Consider the following 16,869-nt stretch of genomic DNA (forward strand, 5'->3'; position numbering starts at 1 on the left):
CGTTAAGTTATTGAATGGAGCGATTTTTTTCTAAATTGGTGCTAACGTTTTTGTATATGGTTTGTTGCGTGTTTTAAAAAACTAATTTAGTAAATAATTACTGACCAAGAAAGTCCACGAGGACTTTCGTAAGTAAGTAAAAAGCCAGCAATAAATTATATACGGTGTTGCCAGCAGGTGTTAATTCGTACTTTCTATTTTTAGATTTTAAAAACGGCACCAATATTAAAACTCATATAAAAATTCTTTCCAGTTCGCTGTTCGGTAGTGTCTGTTAGTCCAAGTAGATTAGAATTTTCAACGACTATTAAAAGTTTAGGCGATATTTTGAATTTATATCCAATTCCTCCATTAATTCCAAATTGAGTTGAATTCGCCAAGTTATTTATGTCAACAAATCCATTTCCATTATTATAATTTGCTTCAGCATTTGTCAAGAATCCGACACCTATTCCATAATTCACGTACCAGTTCCGTTTTGTTCCGAAATGATAATTCACAGTCAATGGAACAGTGATGTAATTTGTTCTTTCGGAATATTCGTTGGTAAAAATTGAAAAGTCAATATTGTTAGTTCCCATTTTTTGGTATAACAAACCTGTGCGCAGACTCCATCTGTTGTTAAAAAAATAATTCCCATAAATTCCTAATTGAATTCCAGAAACTGATGATGAGCCAAAAAGAAAAGAACCTAATTGATAAGAAGCACTATATCCAACTATCGGTGTTAATTCGATATTTCCTTTTTCTCTCGTTTGACTATTACAAAATAAACTACTCATTAATAGTCCAAAGCAGATTAAATATTTCATATTTTATTTTTCGATTTTTAAAAGTGTGTTCTTCGTTCTCACTTGCTGGCAACGATTTTGTATATGATTTGTTGCGTATTTCGAGCACCTAAAATAGTAAATAAAAACGGAATAGGAAATCCGCCAAGGATTTTCGTAAGTTTGTAAATCACCAGCAATAAATTATATACGGTGTTATGTTTATCGGTTTTGAGTTCTAAATAATCTTTCTACTTGAAATTTTATTCAGCTCTTTTTTCCCGCTTCAAAGCTCAATATTTTTCCCGCTTTCAATGCTCAAATTCCCTGTTTTCTTTTTCTGCTTTAAATTCCGCTGTTGTGCTAATTTTTTTATCCCCACAGTTTTTTTCCGGCTCAAATTTTACTTTTAAATGATTCTTTAATTTTTCCGTTTTATTCAATTTTCAGATTTCCGCCGTTGTGCTAAAATCTTTTCTTTTTACAGATTTTTTTCACGCTTTAATTGAATCTTTAATTTTTCATTCTATTTCTAACTAGTCTTAAATAATTTTTAACGGTGCAATTTTCTCTTAAAATGGAGGAGAAGATATTTTCATTTTTAGCTTTTGAGTATTTCTTTTCGGCATATAATTATGTCAATTTACTTTTTAGAACTCCTAAAACACAAATTAGGAATTTCTGGCTGAAATTCCGCCGTTAAACATAACGTTTATGTATATGGAAAGTTGCGTGTTTGAGTGCGAGGATTTTCCGAAGGAAAATCGGATGCAAGCAAACAAAGCAACTTACATTGGTTAAGCTAAAAATAGCAATTTTTTATATACGGTGTTCTATGCCGTTTTTATTTCGTTTTTAAATATAATATATGAATACACTATTGGTATTATTGTAATTATTCCAGTAATTATTAAAAATACGGTAACATTCGGTTCTTTATCTAAAATCAAACTTGTAAGCACAACAATAATCCCACCTACAAACCATAATTTTCCGCCTAATTTATGAGTTTTTTTCCAAACTATTTCATTTTCCAGAGTCCAAGGCGTTCTAATTCCGATAAAATAATTTGCTTTTATTGTTTTAAAATAATTACCAAGTATTATGTATAAAACTCCAATTAATAATATAATATAATTCGGATTAGCGAAAGATTGATTTTTAGCTGAATAAATTATAAATAAGGCTAGTATTGACATAAAAGTGGTTAATAAAACCTTTATGGTTTGAAGTTTGTTTCCCATTTTATTCAGTTTATTTTTTGGGTCAATTTTCGGAACAACTAGAAAGATAATATAAACAAGTAGAGGTAATAAAATCGGGATTATTATTAATTCCATTTTTTCTCCATATCTATCTATTTCTCCTTTAATATTCCAATGCATAGGAACTTTTTCGGGTAATTGATTCCAAATGTATGCTAAATAGATAAAGGGTAATAATACGATTGTAATTAGCGGTAATTCTTTTTTTAGGTTCATAATTTATTTTTTTAGTGTTATTATCCAGTTTATTAAATCTTCTAATATGCTAGTGTTTAATGAATATTCTACAAATTGTCCTTTTTTCTCGCTTGTTATTAAATCTGCTCTTTTTAAAATGTCAAGATGATGCGAAATACTTGGTTTGGATATATTGAATTGTTCTGCAATTTCTCCTGCATTCATATCTTTGTCTTTTAATAATTCGACAATTTGTCTACGAGTTTCATCATTAAGAGCTTTAAATAGTGAATTCATTTATTTAGTTATTTAGACAAATATCTAAATATTATTTTAAATGTCCAAATGTTTTTCGTTTTTCAAATGGTATAGAACGTTTTTGTATATTATTTGTTGCGTATTTCGAGCAACCAATTTAGTAAATAAAAGCGGAATAGAAAATCCCCTAAGGATTTTCGTAAGTAGGCGAGTATTAGCAATAAATTATATACGCTGTTGGCGTTAGTTTTTTATTTCATTCTTTTTTATTTTTTTCATAATTTTCTCGAACCCTTTTATTATTAAATTTTCTGTTCCTTTTGCAAAAGCAAAATCTTGATTATTTTCTTTAATATTTATACCAGCAATAACTGAATGAAAATAAAATCTTTCAAGTAAATTTAAATCATATATTTCTATACTAATTTCTACATTGTTTTCAAGGTCAGAGTCAACTGACCCAATTTGTAAATCATCTATTTCATTTTTATTTTGTTTAGCTTTTATATTAATGAAGAAATCAAAACCAGTTCCATTTTTGATATCTTTCAAGGTAGATTTACTCAGATTATTACTGTTTTTTTTAATCATCGGAATTAAAATTCCTTTTGATTTGGGTACTGTTGAAAACCTTTCATTTAATAATTCTGAAAATTTTTCATCTGCAATTTCTGTCAAAATATAACCAACTCCTTTTGGAGCTTCGATATTATTTAATAACCATTTTCCTTTTCTAAAATCTAAGCTTGAATTAACATTTCCTGAATGCCTATAATATGGAAAATGACATGATGTAAAAACTATAATTATTATTGTTAAAATAAGTGTTTTTTTCATAATTAATGCCAACGATTTTGTATATGATTTGTTGCGTATTTCGAGCACCTAAAATAGTAAATAAAAACGGAATAGGAAATCCGCCAAGGATTTTCGTAAGTTTGTAAATCACCAGCAATAAATTATATACGGTGTTGCAAGTAGTGATTTTCTAACTATATTTTCCATTTCTTAACTTTCTATTTCATTTCTCTCTCTTTTCATATTTCAGCTTAAAATTCCGCACTAATTTATTCATGATTCATTTTTAGAGTTCCATTTTATTTTTCATTATTTTTTCGTGTTTGAGCTTAAAATTCCACCTTAATTAATTTCCGTCTATTTATTCACGATTCATTTTCAGCGTTCAATTCTGTCTTTTTTCACGCTTGAGCTTAAAACTCCGCCTTAATTAATTTCCGCTTATTTATTCACGCTTCATTTTTCAGCGTTCAATTCTGTTTTTCTCTTTTTTTGGATTCATTTTCTAAAAATAGAGTAGTAGTCATTTTTAATTTTTCCAGCGCAATATTATTCAATATTAATTTCTAGAAAAGATAAATCACTAATTAGGAATTTCTGGCTGAAATTCCGCCATTACTTGCAACGATTTTGTATATGATTTGTTGCGTATTTCGAGCACCTAAAATAGTAAATAAAAACGGAATAGGAAATCCGCCAAGGATTTTCGTAAGTTTGTAAATCACCAGCAATAAATTATATACGGTGTTGCAAGTAGTGATTTTCTAACTATATTTTCCATTTCTTAACTTTCTATTTCATTTCTCTCTCTTTTCATATTTCAGCTTAAAATTCCGCACTAATTTATTCATGATTCATTTTTAGAGTTCCATTTTATTTTTCATTATTTTTTCGTGTTTGAGCTTAAAATTCCACCTTAATTAATTTCCGTCTATTTATTCACGATTCATTTTCAGCGTTCAATTCTGTCTTTTTTCACGCTTGAGCTTAAAACTCCGCCTTAATTAATTTCCGCTTATTTATTCACGCTTCATTTTTCAGCGTTCAATTCTGTTTTTCTCTTTTTTTGGATTCATTTTCTAAAAATAGAGTAGTAGTCATTTTTAATTTTTCCAGCGCAATATTATTCAATATTAATTTCTAGAAAAGATAAATCACTAATTAGGAATTTCTGGCTGAAATTCCGCCATTACTTGCAACGTGTTTGTATATGGTTTGTTGCGTGGTTTAAGCACTAAATTTAGCAAATAAAAACCGAATAGAAAATCCGCGAGGATTTTCGTAAGTAGGCTAGAACTAGCAATAAATTATATACGGTGTTGGGCACAGTTTTTTAACTCGTTTTTTTATAATATTTTTCAGAATAGTCTTTTAATAAACTATCAATATCTAATTTATGAGCATTAATAAATTCCTGAATTTTTTCATCAGACATTGAATCAATCTCATATTTATGAAATTCTTTAAAAAAACCTTTAACGTTATTCCTTAAGTTTCTTAATTTTCCTCTTTTCATAATTTCAACTTTATGAGTAAAATCAGCGTGATAAGAAACGTTTTTGGTTGGTATTATTAATATTCGTTTTACAGGTGAATCATTGTATTGATTTTCAAACCATCCACAATGAGTATTCATTTGTCCGATTTCGTGTTTGTTTACTTCTTGTCTTTCAACTTTTACCTCACTTTTACACTCAAATATGAAATACTGATTTCCAACACCACACCATAAGTTGTCAGGTCCTTTTTTAAATTCTTTGTCAGGTCTTTCACTTAGAAAACCGAGCATTAATCCTAATTCCTTCAAAGCCGTTTCAAATTTTTCAGCTGTTGTTCCAAACTCTAAGTCTGATAATACTCCTTCTACAAATAGCATTAATTCTTCAAAGTCTTTATGATTTTTTATCCATTCTACAATTCGCTTAGTTCTATTTTCATTGACATATTCTAATTTTTGATAAGTTATTCCTTCACTTGGTTTAAGTAGTTCATTATTCTTTAAAAACGCACTTTTCTGTAAAGAGTTCGAGTCAGTTTTACTTTGTAAAAACTTGTATCTAGCCATTATTTGAAGATACCAACCTTTCTCACTATTATCATCACAATGTTTGTCAATAATTTGTTGAATTAAATCACTTGCTTTTTCATAATCTCCTGCGTAGTTCAAAACAGCAGCTTTTCTTTCAAGTGTTAAAACATCATATATTTTACTCAAATTATTATTGGGTTGTATTTTGTCCATTTCCTCTTTGTAGAATTGTTTCCAAGCTTCGTCTCTTTGTAAACTTTGTTTCATAAGCGATTTAACAACTTCAAAAGGCTCATTGTTATCTGAAACTTCATCAGATGCCATTTGAGCTATTTCCATACCTATTTCAATTTGTTTTTTAGTTTGTGGTGAGAAATATTTATTTGTTCTTGAACTTTTTATAAATTTTATTAAATCAGCTCCAATTATAAGTATCAGACAATAGTCTTTTTCCCCTCGAACACTTCTTCCCAATCCTTGTTCAATTTTCTGAGCTATTTTTATGTTAATTGAGTCACTATTCATTCTATTTGATTCCTCATATCTATCAGAAAGAGAATAAAAAAATGGTCTACCATCTAAAACTAAAATTCTACAAGTCTCATCAGGCAAGTCTATTCCATCATATCGATTAGCGAAAACTACAGTTTGTTTGAATTTAGACTTTTTTAGATGGTCAACAGCGGCTGAAATTTCGTTTGATTTTGGAACAATTGATTTTAGGTTTTCATATGTTTTAGATTTAGTGAAAGAAGAAACAAGAGAAACTACACCATAATTTTTATCAGATGGTTTAGCAAGAGTATTAACCATTTTATCTCTATCTAAACTGTCATCAACTAAAGAGGGAATAATTAACATTTTTTCTCCAGACCAAATTTGACTTGGATTATCCAAAGGATTTTTAATTGACTTAGAATTAAAACCAAGTCCTTTAATGAAAAAAGAATCATCTTGAGTTGTTGCAGACATTAATATTCTTTGACTAGCTCTATCAAAAGATGAGAATTTTTCGATTGGTATGTGTATTGGTGTGATTTCAATATTTTGACCAGAAATAAACGCTTGACAATTTTTGATGCTATCCTTTATAAAAGGCCACGAAAACATTATTGATAATTCTTCTCGATAATTAGATAGTATTTGAAGAACTTCTTCTGATTTTTCAATCCAATTCCAATAAGGAATAGGTAAGAATGAGTTATAATCTCCATTTTCTATTTCTAAAAATGTACCTTCTCCTTGTTCAGGCAAAGCATCGCTAAAAAGTGCTAATAGTTCTTTATATGCGGAATGGTCATTGTCTAAGCTAATTGTAAAAGTGTTTCTTATTGAGTCAATACAAGCGTGTGAATCATCTAATATTACATTTTCAACAGGAATGAAATCATTCCCTAAACCAAAAATTGTCTTACCGTTAAAAACTTTTTGAACGTGTGTTATTAATATTTTTTCTCCATCCACAAATTCATTTGGTAAAGAATTGTCTTCTCCAATTGTGCAATAACTGATACCAAATTTTTTCGCATCTCTTCTTACTTGTTGTACAAGATAAATATTGGGGCAAATAAATAAACAAGGTCCTTCTCCTGAATTGATTTTAGACTGAAGAATTAAAAGTCCTATTAAAGTTTTACCTTCTCCAGTATGTAGTTTTATGATTAAATCTTTTTCAGTTTTACGTGATTCGTACCATTCAGAAAGTATTTTGTGTTGTGCTGGTCTTAATGGACCTGCAATGCTCCTTCTATCTAATGAGTCGTAAATCTCGATTGGATTTGTTTTCTTTTCAATTTTTGATTTACTAAGTCTTTTTCTAAAGTCTACCATTTTTTTTAAATTGTGCCCAACGTGTTTGTGTAAGGAAAGTTGCGGTTTTGTGTGCGAGGATTTTCCAACGGAAAATCAGAAGTAACAAAAATGCAACTACCTTTGATTGAGCACTAATTTAGCAATTTTTTTTACACGGTGTTGGCAATCTGGCTTTATTTTATTCTTATAATTTTAGCATCAAAATCAGACATTAAATAAACTCGGTCAAATTTAGAATCCATTTCATAATTTTCCATTTTATTCAGTTTGTAAGAAACAGAAGAAAGTGAACCAATTAGAAGTGCAAGCCAATATTCAGTTAATTTAAATTCACTTTTTTTATAACTCGAAATTTTAGTTTCTTTTTTTAAGACTTCTTCTTTAAGTCTATCTTTAGTTAAATATTCAGCTTGCCAATTCTTTTCTTTATATGAAAACGAAACTTGAGAATGTATTGTTGTTCTAATTCCTGTAATATATTCAGGAAATTCAAGATTTGATTCCATACGAGTCAATTGAACAAAATCAGCTATTTTTTCAGCCAATTCTGCTTTTTCATTTTGTTTATAATCTAATTTGTCATTTAATATTGAAATTGTAGCGTGAACATTTATATTCGGGTATTTTGATTCAAATATTTGTTCTGAATATTCTAATAAATTTTTTATCTTAAAATATCGACTTGCGTCTTCAGTAAGAATTTGAGTGTGCTCAAGTCCTATTTGTTTATTATTATAATTAATTATGAAATCTGGACTTGGAGGTTGTGGTTTTTCTGTAATTCGTATTTCTGCATCAATTTTATAAACAAACTTTCCAATTTGACACACTTCTAATATCTCCTTTTTTTGAAGGTCATATTTTTCTAGAATTGGAAATATTATTTTACCTAATTCAACTCTCTCCTTTTTCGAGTTTTCAATTAGTTTTTTTAAATCGTTTTTGTCTATTTCGAAGTTCATTTTCAGCTTGTTGCCAACGTGTTTGTATATGGTTTGTTGCGTGGTTTAAGCACCTAATTTAGCAAATAAAAACCGAATAGAAAATCCGCGAGGATTTTCGTAAGTAGGCTAGAACCAGCAATAAATTATATACGGTGTTGCCAGTAGTTTTTATATTCCGGATATATCTATAACCTTTATTCCAAATCTTCTATAATTTCTCATTTCACGAACGGTTTGAACTAATGAATATTTAGCTATATTCGACTGACTTAAGTTAATCTTCTCAATGTCTGTCTTTCCTGGATAAGAATAATTTCGATAAGCCATTACAAATTCAATTTTGTATTCCTCTTTTAATATTCCTTCTAGAATTGCTTTTTCATCAATTTTATTGTCAGGATATTTTTTATTGTATTTTTTTAGAGTTTGAACTAAATAACTACTTCCAGTATTGTTGTATAAATCATTCCACAATCTTTTAGCTGAAAGTATTACTTGAATGTATAGGTTCCGCATTTGAGTGTTAAAACCATCCTTTACGTGAACAAAATAAATCTTTTTCTTTTTTATGATTAAAATATCACATAATTCAATATTGTCTTTTATTAGCTTATCTAAAACGTAATAGCCTTTTTTCTTGTGTTTTAAATTGTATTTGTCTTCGTCCCATCCAGTTTTCCATTTTTTTAATAAATCTAACTCTAGTTTATTCTCTGAATAAGTACTGATGGCATCTTTCTTTATTTGCTCTAAAAAACGATTGTCAAGATAATACCAATTGGCATCAATTCGAAAATATTTTTTTGATTTACTTGTAAGCTCGCAGATGATATGAGAATAAAATGTTCCAAATGTAGAATCCTTTCCATTTATTAAACCTATTACATTTAAGTCGTAGAACTTTCCTTTTATTTTAAATCTATCATTTATATCCTCAATATTTTGAAAAATATGATTTGTACATTCTTTGTAAAGGTTTCTTCTATCATTAACAATTCTATCATTTTTACTCCAAGTTTTTTTAAACCTTACTTTAAATTCATCGCATTCGTAAAATTTTTCAAGCTTTCTTGAATTAACCATTTCAATGATATCATCATTCAGTTGATTTAAATCGGCAGGCGTATTATGAAGTACTACATCATTTGCAATTTTCTCCATTAAATCCTTATCTAATTCTGAAATTATGTTAGAATCTTCTACTCTCGAAAATAGTGTTAATTGTACATAATTAGACTTGTCTTTTCTGATTTCATCAATGTTTTTTACTAGTAGTTTTAATTCTTCAAAACTTAATTTTTTTCTTAAAGCAAAATAAGAACCAATTTCCATAACATCTTTATCTCCATCAAGCTTCAAGTTTTTGAAAATGCCTTTTTTTAGTTCTTCTCTTATTACAATTTTTATTTTCTTGGGAATTTCTGAATATTCTAAAGATTCACTTATTCTTTGGTCGTAATTAAATGTATTGTCTTTTTGAGCTATATTTCCAGCAACGCCTCTAGTACTCACTTTTAAAAGAATGTCTTCAGATGGCTTTGCGAAATGTTGGTAAAAATCAATTCCAAAATTAATATCCATATAAGATTGGATTACTTTAAAACCACTTCCACCAACTGAACAATAAATGTTAGATTTATAAATGGTAAATAGTACATATGAGAATTCTATAACATCAAATTCTTGGTCTTTACCTAATTCTTCTGGCAGAAAAAGACGCCAATAATCTTGAGTTTTTGTTTGGTTATAACAATAAGTATAAAATTCAAATTCTTCTTCTACAAGATGATTAAGATTAGGTTTTACAACATCAAAATCGGCATCTTCTGCGTGAAGACTTCTTTTATGATTTGAAGTAATTATCTCAATTATTTCCTTATTGTTCTTTTCTTTAAGTTCAAAATGATTTTTGTTTATTAAGAAAACCTTTAAATTAAATTTTATTTCGCTCATTTTTATTGGTTTTCTTCAAATTACTGGCAACGATTTTGTATATGATTTGTTGCGTATTTCGAGCACCTAATTTATTAAATAAAAACGGAATAGAAAATCCGCCAAGGATTTTCGTAAGTTTGTAAATCACCAGCAATAAATTATATACGGTGTTGTATTTAGCGGTTTTGAGTTCTAAATAATCTTTCTACTTGAAATTTTATTCCGCTCTTTTTTCCCGCTTCAAAGCTCAATATTTTTCCCGCTTTCAATGCTCAAATTTCCTGTTTCCTGCTTTAAATTCCGCTGTTGTGCTAAAATCTTTTCTCTCCACAGTTTTTTTCCAGCTCAAATTTTACTTTTAAATGATTCTTTAATTTTCCTGTTTTATTCAATTTTCAGATTTCCGCCGTTGTGCTAAAATCTTTTCTTTCCACAGATTTTTTTCCGCTCTAATTTTAAGTTTTAAATGATTCTTTAATTTTTCATTCTATTTCTAACTAGTCTTAAATAATTTTTAACGGTGCAATTTTCTCTTAAAATGGAGGAGAAGATATTTTCATTTTTAGTTTTTGAGTATTTCTTTTAGGCGTGTAATTATGTCAATTTACTTTTTAGAACTCCAAAATACAAATTAGGAATTTCTGGCTGAAATTCCGCCGTTAAATACAACGTTTTGTATATGAAAAGTGCTGTTTTGTGTGCGAGGATTTTCCGCAGGAAAATCAGATGTAGCAAAACGGCACTGACTTTTGTGTTATGACCAAATTAAGCATTTTTTATATACTTTGTTAGCTTTTCGTTATTTTTTTACAATTAAAATACTGTTATAAAATCACATATTTTCAGCATTTTTATTCGGCGTTTAACTTGTCTAAATTTTCATTTCTGATTGCATAAACAGGCTAAAAGTCCGCCGTTTTCATTTCAGAATTACAGACGGATTCTTGCGTAATATTTGTCAGAATCCTATAGTTTTTCATTTCCGATTGCATAAACAGGCTAAAAGTCCGCCGTTTTCATTTCATAATTACAAACAAATTCTTGCGTAATATTTGTCAAAATTTACAGCTTTACGATTCCATTTCTAATTGCGTAATATTTATCAGGATTCTACTTTTTTAAACCGCTTTATTTTTTCAATTTTTGCGTATTTTTTGTTAATGAAAGCTAACGTTTATGTATAAGGATAGTTGCGGGTTTGTATGCGAGGATTTTCCGAAGGAAAATCAGACGTTACAAACACGCAACGACCTTTGGTTAAGCACTAAACCGCAATTATTTTTATACGGTGTTGTGCCCAGTTATTTTTCATCCTTTAGTCTTTCTATAAGGTTTATTATCATTGACTTATCTATAAAAAAGATGTTTCCAATTAGTTTTTTTTCTATTTTTTCTGCAATTTTATCTTTAGCGTTATCAGTAAACTTTCCACTTATTAAAATTATAAATGTAGAAATATACAGTTTATTCGAACTACCTAAAAGTGAAAAAGGCATTGAAAAAGCATCATCCGCTTGAGCTAGAATTTCATCAATATCAGACTTTACATTACCTCTTAAATTTCCAGCTTTAACTTGAATAGCTGTATATTTTGTTAACCCTAATCTGTCTATTTCTGAGAATATGAAATCTTTGCCATATTCTTTCACACCATGATTGTAAATAACATTATCATAATTCAGTTTGTTTAATAGAGTATTAACAATCTCTGTTGAAAATAAGCTTTCATTCTTTTCATATTCTGGCTTCCAAACAAAACCCCCTAATTCAATTTCGGAAATCTTAAAAATTATATTCAATTCTTGAAGTCCATATATAATTGCTTTTTTAAAGGTCTTTATGTCTGAAGAATTAATTCCAATAATAGCTCCAATTGATTGAGAATCAATTTCTTTTTCTAATATAACTAGTGATCTTGAAGATTCTAATTTAATTAAAACATGCTCAATATATTTTTTTATATCCCATTTTAAAGTCCAACCATCGTATGAATCTAGGTAATATTTGAACAAATCAATTCGAACAATAGGTTCTGAATTAGATTTTTTTGCATAGAACCTATTGAATTTAATACTTTGATTAAATTGACTTTTTATTTCATTTCCTCTTGTTAAAACAATTTCAAACTCCTTAGATTCAGGTAAATCAATTAAGTTGAAATCGAATTCATCAAGTGTATCCAGTTCTAAGTATATTGTAGAGTCTCGATTAGAGTACTCCATTAATTCATACTCGAAACTTTTATTTTCTATAATTAAATGATTTTCTTTTATTTCTAGCATTTTTTTTTAATTGGGCACAACGGGTTTGTATATGATTTGTTGCGTTTATAATAACGAAATTTAGTTATTATAAACGCAATAGAAAATCCCTAAGGATTTTCGTAAATAGGCTAGCACTAGCAATAAATTATATACGTTGTTGCCCGTAGTTTTTTACTTTTCTATTTCGAAATATTTCATTAATTCCTTATAATTATCTTGCGCTGATAAACAAGTGTCTGTCAAATAACCTTTTATTTTAGGGTATTCAGATAAGCCTCTGTAATAGAAAAATTTAAATTCATCTTGAATTATAAATGGGATGATATTATGTTTTAAACATTCTTTAAATATTATTAGTCTTCCAACTCTTCCATTTCCATCTTGAAATGGGTGTATTTTCTCAAATTCATAATGAAAGTCTATAATATCGAAAATTTCAATATTTTCTTTTTTGTTATATATTTTCAATAATGTATTAATATCTTCTTTTACTTTATTTGGTTTAGATGTTTCAATTCCTCCAACAACATTTGGTTTTGATTTATAAGCTCCAACATTAAACCATTCTTTTTTAGAGTCTGAAGTATTTATTTTTAGGAGTTTATGAAATTCTTTTATGTGTTTTTCTGATAAAGTTTCTTTCGATATTTTTAGCATATAATCAAAACAATGAAAATGATTAACAGTTTCAATAATATCGTCAATATTTGCTGTATTTTCTCCTTCTTCGGTAAATAGTGTATTTGTCTCGTAAATGTATCTTGTTTGTTCTTCAGATAATTTGCTTCCTTCAATTCTGTTTGTATTGTAGGCAAGCCTTATTTGTGTTTTATGATAAATTCCGCCTTTTAGATTGCTCGATTTTTCTTCCTGTAATGTTTCTAAAAGTTTCATTTTTTATAGTTTATTTTAGAAAGCGAAGATACTTTTTTCTTTTTAAAAATTATCTTTAAGTTTCTAGTGCCAAATTACGGGCAACGTTTTTGTATATTATTTGTTGCGTATTTCGAGCAACTAATTTAGTAAATAAAAGCGGAATAGAAAATCCCCTAAGGATTTTCGTAAGTAGGCTAGCACTAGCAATAAATTATATACGGTGTTCTACGCAGTTTTTATTCAGTATTTTATTTTTTCCAAGTTCATAATTTTGTCATATTCATAAAGAATTCGGTCAGATTCAGAAAACGGAATTTGGTATAAATCACAAACGTTTCTTAAATCTGATAAATAATCTAAATACTGAATTATATTTTCGTTTAAATTCGTTTTTAGTTTGAGTTCATTTCCATAAATCATTCTATAAACTCTTTGGTCGATAATTTGATAGATTTTCGGATTTCTAAATCTCAAAATAGTTGAAGCCATTGGCAACCGAATCCCTTTCGTTTCGAGCAAATGCATTAGGACTTCTCCAGTCAGAGTAGAATCGATAAATTCCGTTTTTCTGTCTATTTTATTTATCAAAATCAGAGTTTCATTATTCAATTCAGCATAACGATTTGTTTTCCACAAAACAATTTCATTTATCAATTCTTGATTAAATTCAGATTTTGTTTTATCTAACTTTTTGGTCAATTTAGGTTGGAAATTATATTCCAAATTCAAAAGTTCGTCTGTTGATGGATTATGTTCTTGTATTCTTTTTCATTACTCTTTTAATAAAAAGAAACACGATTATTTATTTCTAATCGTGTTTCTTTAAATTCTTACTTTTTAGAACCACCTTTTGAGCCAGATGATGAACCTTTTGAACTTCCACCAGATTTACTTGATGCGTTACTTCTTCCTCCACCAGAACTTTTTCCTGATGTTGAAGGCCATCCTCCTGCGTTTCCTTGTCCAGATTGTCCTGTTTTACCTTTTCCCATAATTTTTAATTTTATTGATTAATATTATTTTTCTTTATTTCTGAATGTTCGTCTAAATTGCGTAGAACGTTTTTATATATGATTTGTTGCGTATTTCGAGCAACTAATTTAGTAAATAAAAACGGAATAGAAAATCACTAAGGATTTTCGTAAGTAGTTAAACACTAGCAATAAATTATATATGTTGTTGTGCAATGTTGTTATTCTTCAAATTCAATTGAAGTTTGCCCGAATAAATCATTAAATTTTGTATCAAAATCTTTCCAACTCTTTGAAAGTTTCATAATTGTTATTACGGTAACAATTTGATTATTTAAATTAGGATGTCCTACATCTTCTGTTAATCTTCTATGAAAATGACCTTTGTTTTTTCCCTTAGAGTCTTTAGGTGTTATTTTTTTTAACTCATCTAAAACTCCATTAGGCAGTTGCTTATAAATGTATTTATTTGTCCAAGTCCCAACAACAGATGGTCTTTTTTTTAAATTTTCAACTGTGTACTCCCATTTGTTTAGTCTAAAAATCTGTCTATAAAATTCATGAGGAAATCTTTGTTGCCAAGGAAGAAGCTCTTCTGAAACATATTGCTTTAATATTAATTGTAATTCTTCTTGCTCTCTTTCATATTGATAACCTGTAGCTTCATCTACTAAAGCTGTAATACCAACTTTAGCTAAACTTCTTACTAAAATTTCAGCTTTAATAGCTGTTTCAAACTGTGATTTCAATAACGAATCAGATGCTCTTGCTTGAAGATATAAATCTGCAATTAGAGGAAGGATACTAGCATCATAACCTTCTGCTTTTTTATTTTCAATAGTTAAGAATTCAACCTTTTTGATCACTGCTCTTAACTCTTCATTTATAAAGGGTTGTAGGTTTTTTGCATCCATAAAAGTAGGTATTTGATCAATCCTACTAGTACCTCTTACAGGTCTATTCAAAGCTTTAAAAATACCTGACAATGTGATTATTCTTTTTCCATTTTCAAGAACAGCAACTTCAATTTCTGTTTCACCTATTTTTAAAACACCCTCATGAGTTGCTTTCATTCTTTTGATATTCATGTTTTTTTATTTAATATTGCACAACGTTTTTGTGTTATGAAAAGTTGTGTATTTGTGAGCGGCAACTTTTCCGCAGGAAAAATTGACAAACGCAAATACACACTAGCTTGTGTTAAAGCACTAAACTAAACAATTTTTTATACACATTGTTGCCCACAGTAGTTTTTTTCGGCTTGTAACTCATTTTTTTTGTTTTTTTAATTCAGGGTTTGAGTAAGCAAATCCGCAAAGCTTTTCAATTCCGCAAGCTTGCTAAATTCCGCAAGAGTAATTTCAGCGTTTAGCTCCTATTTCCATAACGTTTATAAATTCCGTTTGAGTGAAAAGTCCGCAAAGTTGCTCAAAAATCCGTTGTGATTTTAATTCCGCATTTGAGTGAGATTCCAGCGTAATATATTCAGTATTTTACTCTGTAATATTCAGCTATTTTTCAATTCTGAATTAATTGCGTCTGAGTGATTTTCGCTATTGTGGGCAACGTTGTTGTATATGGTTTGTTGCGTGTTTCAAGCACCTAATTTAGTAAATAATTACCGACCAAGAAAGTCCGCGAGGACTTTCGTAAGTAGGCGAGAAGCCAGCAATAAATTATATACGGTGTTGGCATTTCGTTATTTTTTATTCTTCTTAATAGATTGTTTAATCAAACTCAAAATATATTCTAAATCTTCGTCTGAATTTATTTGTAATTCGTAATCTCCATTTCCCCAATGTCCAGTTGAAGAAACATCTCTTGTTATTCCTTTCGGGTCGTCAAGTTCTCCAATTGTCATATTTATCCAAATTTTCAAAGCTTTTCTTTGTGGATGAATATCAACTACATTTCTGCCTGAAACAAAAGCAATGTATTTCTTTTTTGGTTTAACTTCTATATTATCAAAATTCAGAATTGCGTTTTTCATTTTTTCGTACAATTCCTTTATTTCTTCGCTTACGTTTTCTAAATGTTCCTGTTCCGAATATACTTTAATTTCTTTCGCAACATTGTCAATTGTTTGGTCGGTTTTGGAAATAGTTTTTATACTCTCTTGAGCTCCTGCCTTTTGTATTTGTTCATATGAAACTGTGTTATTCTCAAATCTTTTGACTTCCCAAAGTTCAATTGGTAAGTCTTTAAAATTTATTGCCTCACGTTGATAATTTGTAAAAGCTGGTGCAACGAATAAAACTCTCGATTGTGACCAATCTACGTCATTTCGTTTGAGGGTTTTGTCAAGGTTTTCATTAAATTCCAGAATAAAGTCAGCTTTATTATTAAGCATTAATGATAAATAAGCGTAACCTTGGTCAATTACACTAAAATTCTTATCTCTCTTATATTCGATAATAACAAAAGCATTTGATTCTTTGTCAAACGCAAGAGTGTCAATTCGGAAGTTATTTAGGGCAAATTCAGATTTCACAAAATCAAGTCCGAGAATTGTCTTTAAATTACTTTCAGTCATTTCTTGAATTTCTTTTTCAAGTCGGAAAGGTTTTTCTTTAATGTATTCTAAAGACTTTTCTATTTTAAATAATGCCATTTATTTTCTTGATTTTCGTTTTTTTGTTAATGAATGCCAACGTTTTTATATATGGTTTGTTGCGTGTTTGAAGCAACTAATTTAGTAAATAAAAACGGAATAGAAAATCCCTAAGGATTTTCGTAAGTAGGTTAGCACTAGCAATAAATTATATATGTT

13 protein-coding genes are annotated in these 16,869 nt (G+C 28.8%); all 13 read right to left on the reverse strand.

Translation table 11 applies throughout. The features are described 5' to 3' along the window. Window positions 1-200: 200 nt before the first annotated feature. Window positions 201-812, reverse strand: a complete 612-nt coding sequence (locus tag ACN5J4_RS00115; protein WP_418650142.1) for an outer membrane beta-barrel protein — start codon at window positions 810-812, stop codon at window positions 201-203. Window positions 813-1,603: 791 nt separating this feature from the next. Next, complete coding sequence (locus ACN5J4_RS00120; protein WP_418650143.1) at window positions 1,604-2,251, reverse strand: SdpI family protein; 648 nt, start codon at window positions 2,249-2,251, stop codon at window positions 1,604-1,606. A gap of 3 nt (window positions 2,252-2,254) precedes the next feature. Beyond that, window positions 2,255-2,509: an autorepressor SdpR family transcription factor gene (locus ACN5J4_RS00125; RefSeq protein WP_418650144.1), complete on the reverse strand. Its 255-nt coding sequence runs from the start codon at window positions 2,507-2,509 to the stop codon at window positions 2,255-2,257. Between the two features lie 204 nt (window positions 2,510-2,713). Continuing rightward, entirely contained in the window at window positions 2,714-3,307 is a 594-nt protein-coding gene (locus ACN5J4_RS00130) for a hypothetical protein (protein ID WP_233882178.1), read from the reverse strand. A 1,294-nt stretch (window positions 3,308-4,601) separates the two neighbouring features. Then, the gene (locus ACN5J4_RS00135; protein ID WP_418650145.1) at window positions 4,602-7,127 is read right to left on the reverse strand and encodes a DEAD/DEAH box helicase family protein; all 2,526 of its coding nucleotides are present in this window, start codon (window positions 7,125-7,127) and stop codon (window positions 4,602-4,604) included. Between the two features lie 155 nt (window positions 7,128-7,282). Further along, a complete protein-coding gene (locus tag ACN5J4_RS00140) occupies window positions 7,283-8,071 on the reverse strand; it encodes a hypothetical protein (protein WP_418650146.1) in 789 nt (262 codons plus the stop codon). Between the two features lie 150 nt (window positions 8,072-8,221). After that, entirely contained in the window at window positions 8,222-10,006 is a 1,785-nt protein-coding gene (locus tag ACN5J4_RS00145; protein WP_418650147.1) for a DUF6119 family protein, read from the reverse strand. A gap of 1,283 nt (window positions 10,007-11,289) precedes the next feature. Next, window positions 11,290-12,270 (reverse strand): hypothetical protein, encoded by a 981-nt coding sequence (locus tag ACN5J4_RS00150; protein ID WP_418650148.1) that lies wholly within the window; start codon window positions 12,268-12,270, stop codon window positions 11,290-11,292. Between the two features lie 153 nt (window positions 12,271-12,423). Continuing rightward, complete coding sequence (locus ACN5J4_RS00155) at window positions 12,424-13,146, reverse strand: Fic family protein (RefSeq protein ID WP_101931898.1); 723 nt, start codon at window positions 13,144-13,146, stop codon at window positions 12,424-12,426. A 222-nt stretch (window positions 13,147-13,368) separates the two neighbouring features. Continuing rightward, a complete protein-coding gene (locus ACN5J4_RS00160) occupies window positions 13,369-13,857 on the reverse strand; it encodes a hypothetical protein (RefSeq protein ID WP_418650149.1) in 489 nt (162 codons plus the stop codon). A gap of 101 nt (window positions 13,858-13,958) precedes the next feature. Next, window positions 13,959-14,120 (reverse strand): hypothetical protein, encoded by a 162-nt coding sequence (locus tag ACN5J4_RS00165; protein ID WP_418650150.1) that lies wholly within the window; start codon window positions 14,118-14,120, stop codon window positions 13,959-13,961. 200 nt (window positions 14,121-14,320) lie between these two features. After that, entirely contained in the window at window positions 14,321-15,187 is an 867-nt protein-coding gene (locus ACN5J4_RS00170; protein WP_418650151.1) for a P63C domain-containing protein, read from the reverse strand. A 611-nt stretch (window positions 15,188-15,798) separates the two neighbouring features. After that, the gene (locus ACN5J4_RS00175; RefSeq protein ID WP_193706799.1) at window positions 15,799-16,710 is read right to left on the reverse strand and encodes a DUF5655 domain-containing protein; all 912 of its coding nucleotides are present in this window, start codon (window positions 16,708-16,710) and stop codon (window positions 15,799-15,801) included. Between the last annotated feature and the right edge of the window lie 159 nt (window positions 16,711-16,869).

The organism is Tenacibaculum aestuariivivum (assembly GCF_964507685.1).
GTDB classification, from domain to species: Bacteria; Bacteroidota; Bacteroidia; order Flavobacteriales; family Flavobacteriaceae; genus Polaribacter; species Polaribacter aestuariivivum.

Coding starts and splice junctions, on each gene's coding strand:
- ACN5J4_RS00155 (WP_101931898.1), bottom strand. CDS start 13,146: ATGAAACTTTTAGAAACATTACAGGAAGAAAAATCGAGCAATCTAAAA.
- ACN5J4_RS00120 (WP_418650143.1), bottom strand. CDS start 2,251: ATGAACCTAAAAAAAGAATTACCGCTAATTACAATCGTATTATTACCC.
- ACN5J4_RS00135 (WP_418650145.1), bottom strand. CDS start 7,127: ATGGTAGACTTTAGAAAAAGACTTAGTAAATCAAAAATTGAAAAGAAA.
- ACN5J4_RS00165 (WP_418650150.1), bottom strand. CDS start 14,120: ATGGGAAAAGGTAAAACAGGACAATCTGGACAAGGAAACGCAGGAGGA.
- ACN5J4_RS00115 (WP_418650142.1), bottom strand. CDS start 812: ATGAAATATTTAATCTGCTTTGGACTATTAATGAGTAGTTTATTTTGT.
- ACN5J4_RS00145 (WP_418650147.1), bottom strand. CDS start 10,006: ATGAGCGAAATAAAATTTAATTTAAAGGTTTTCTTAATAAACAAAAAT.
- ACN5J4_RS00175 (WP_193706799.1), bottom strand. CDS start 16,710: ATGGCATTATTTAAAATAGAAAAGTCTTTAGAATACATTAAAGAAAAA.
- ACN5J4_RS00170 (WP_418650151.1), bottom strand. CDS start 15,187: ATGAATATCAAAAGAATGAAAGCAACTCATGAGGGTGTTTTAAAAATA.
- ACN5J4_RS00150 (WP_418650148.1), bottom strand. CDS start 12,270: ATGCTAGAAATAAAAGAAAATCATTTAATTATAGAAAATAAAAGTTTC.
- ACN5J4_RS00140 (WP_418650146.1), bottom strand. CDS start 8,071: ATGAACTTCGAAATAGACAAAAACGATTTAAAAAAACTAATTGAAAAC.
- ACN5J4_RS00125 (WP_418650144.1), bottom strand. CDS start 2,509: ATGAATTCACTATTTAAAGCTCTTAATGATGAAACTCGTAGACAAATT.
- ACN5J4_RS00130 (WP_233882178.1), bottom strand. CDS start 3,307: ATGAAAAAAACACTTATTTTAACAATAATAATTATAGTTTTTACATCA.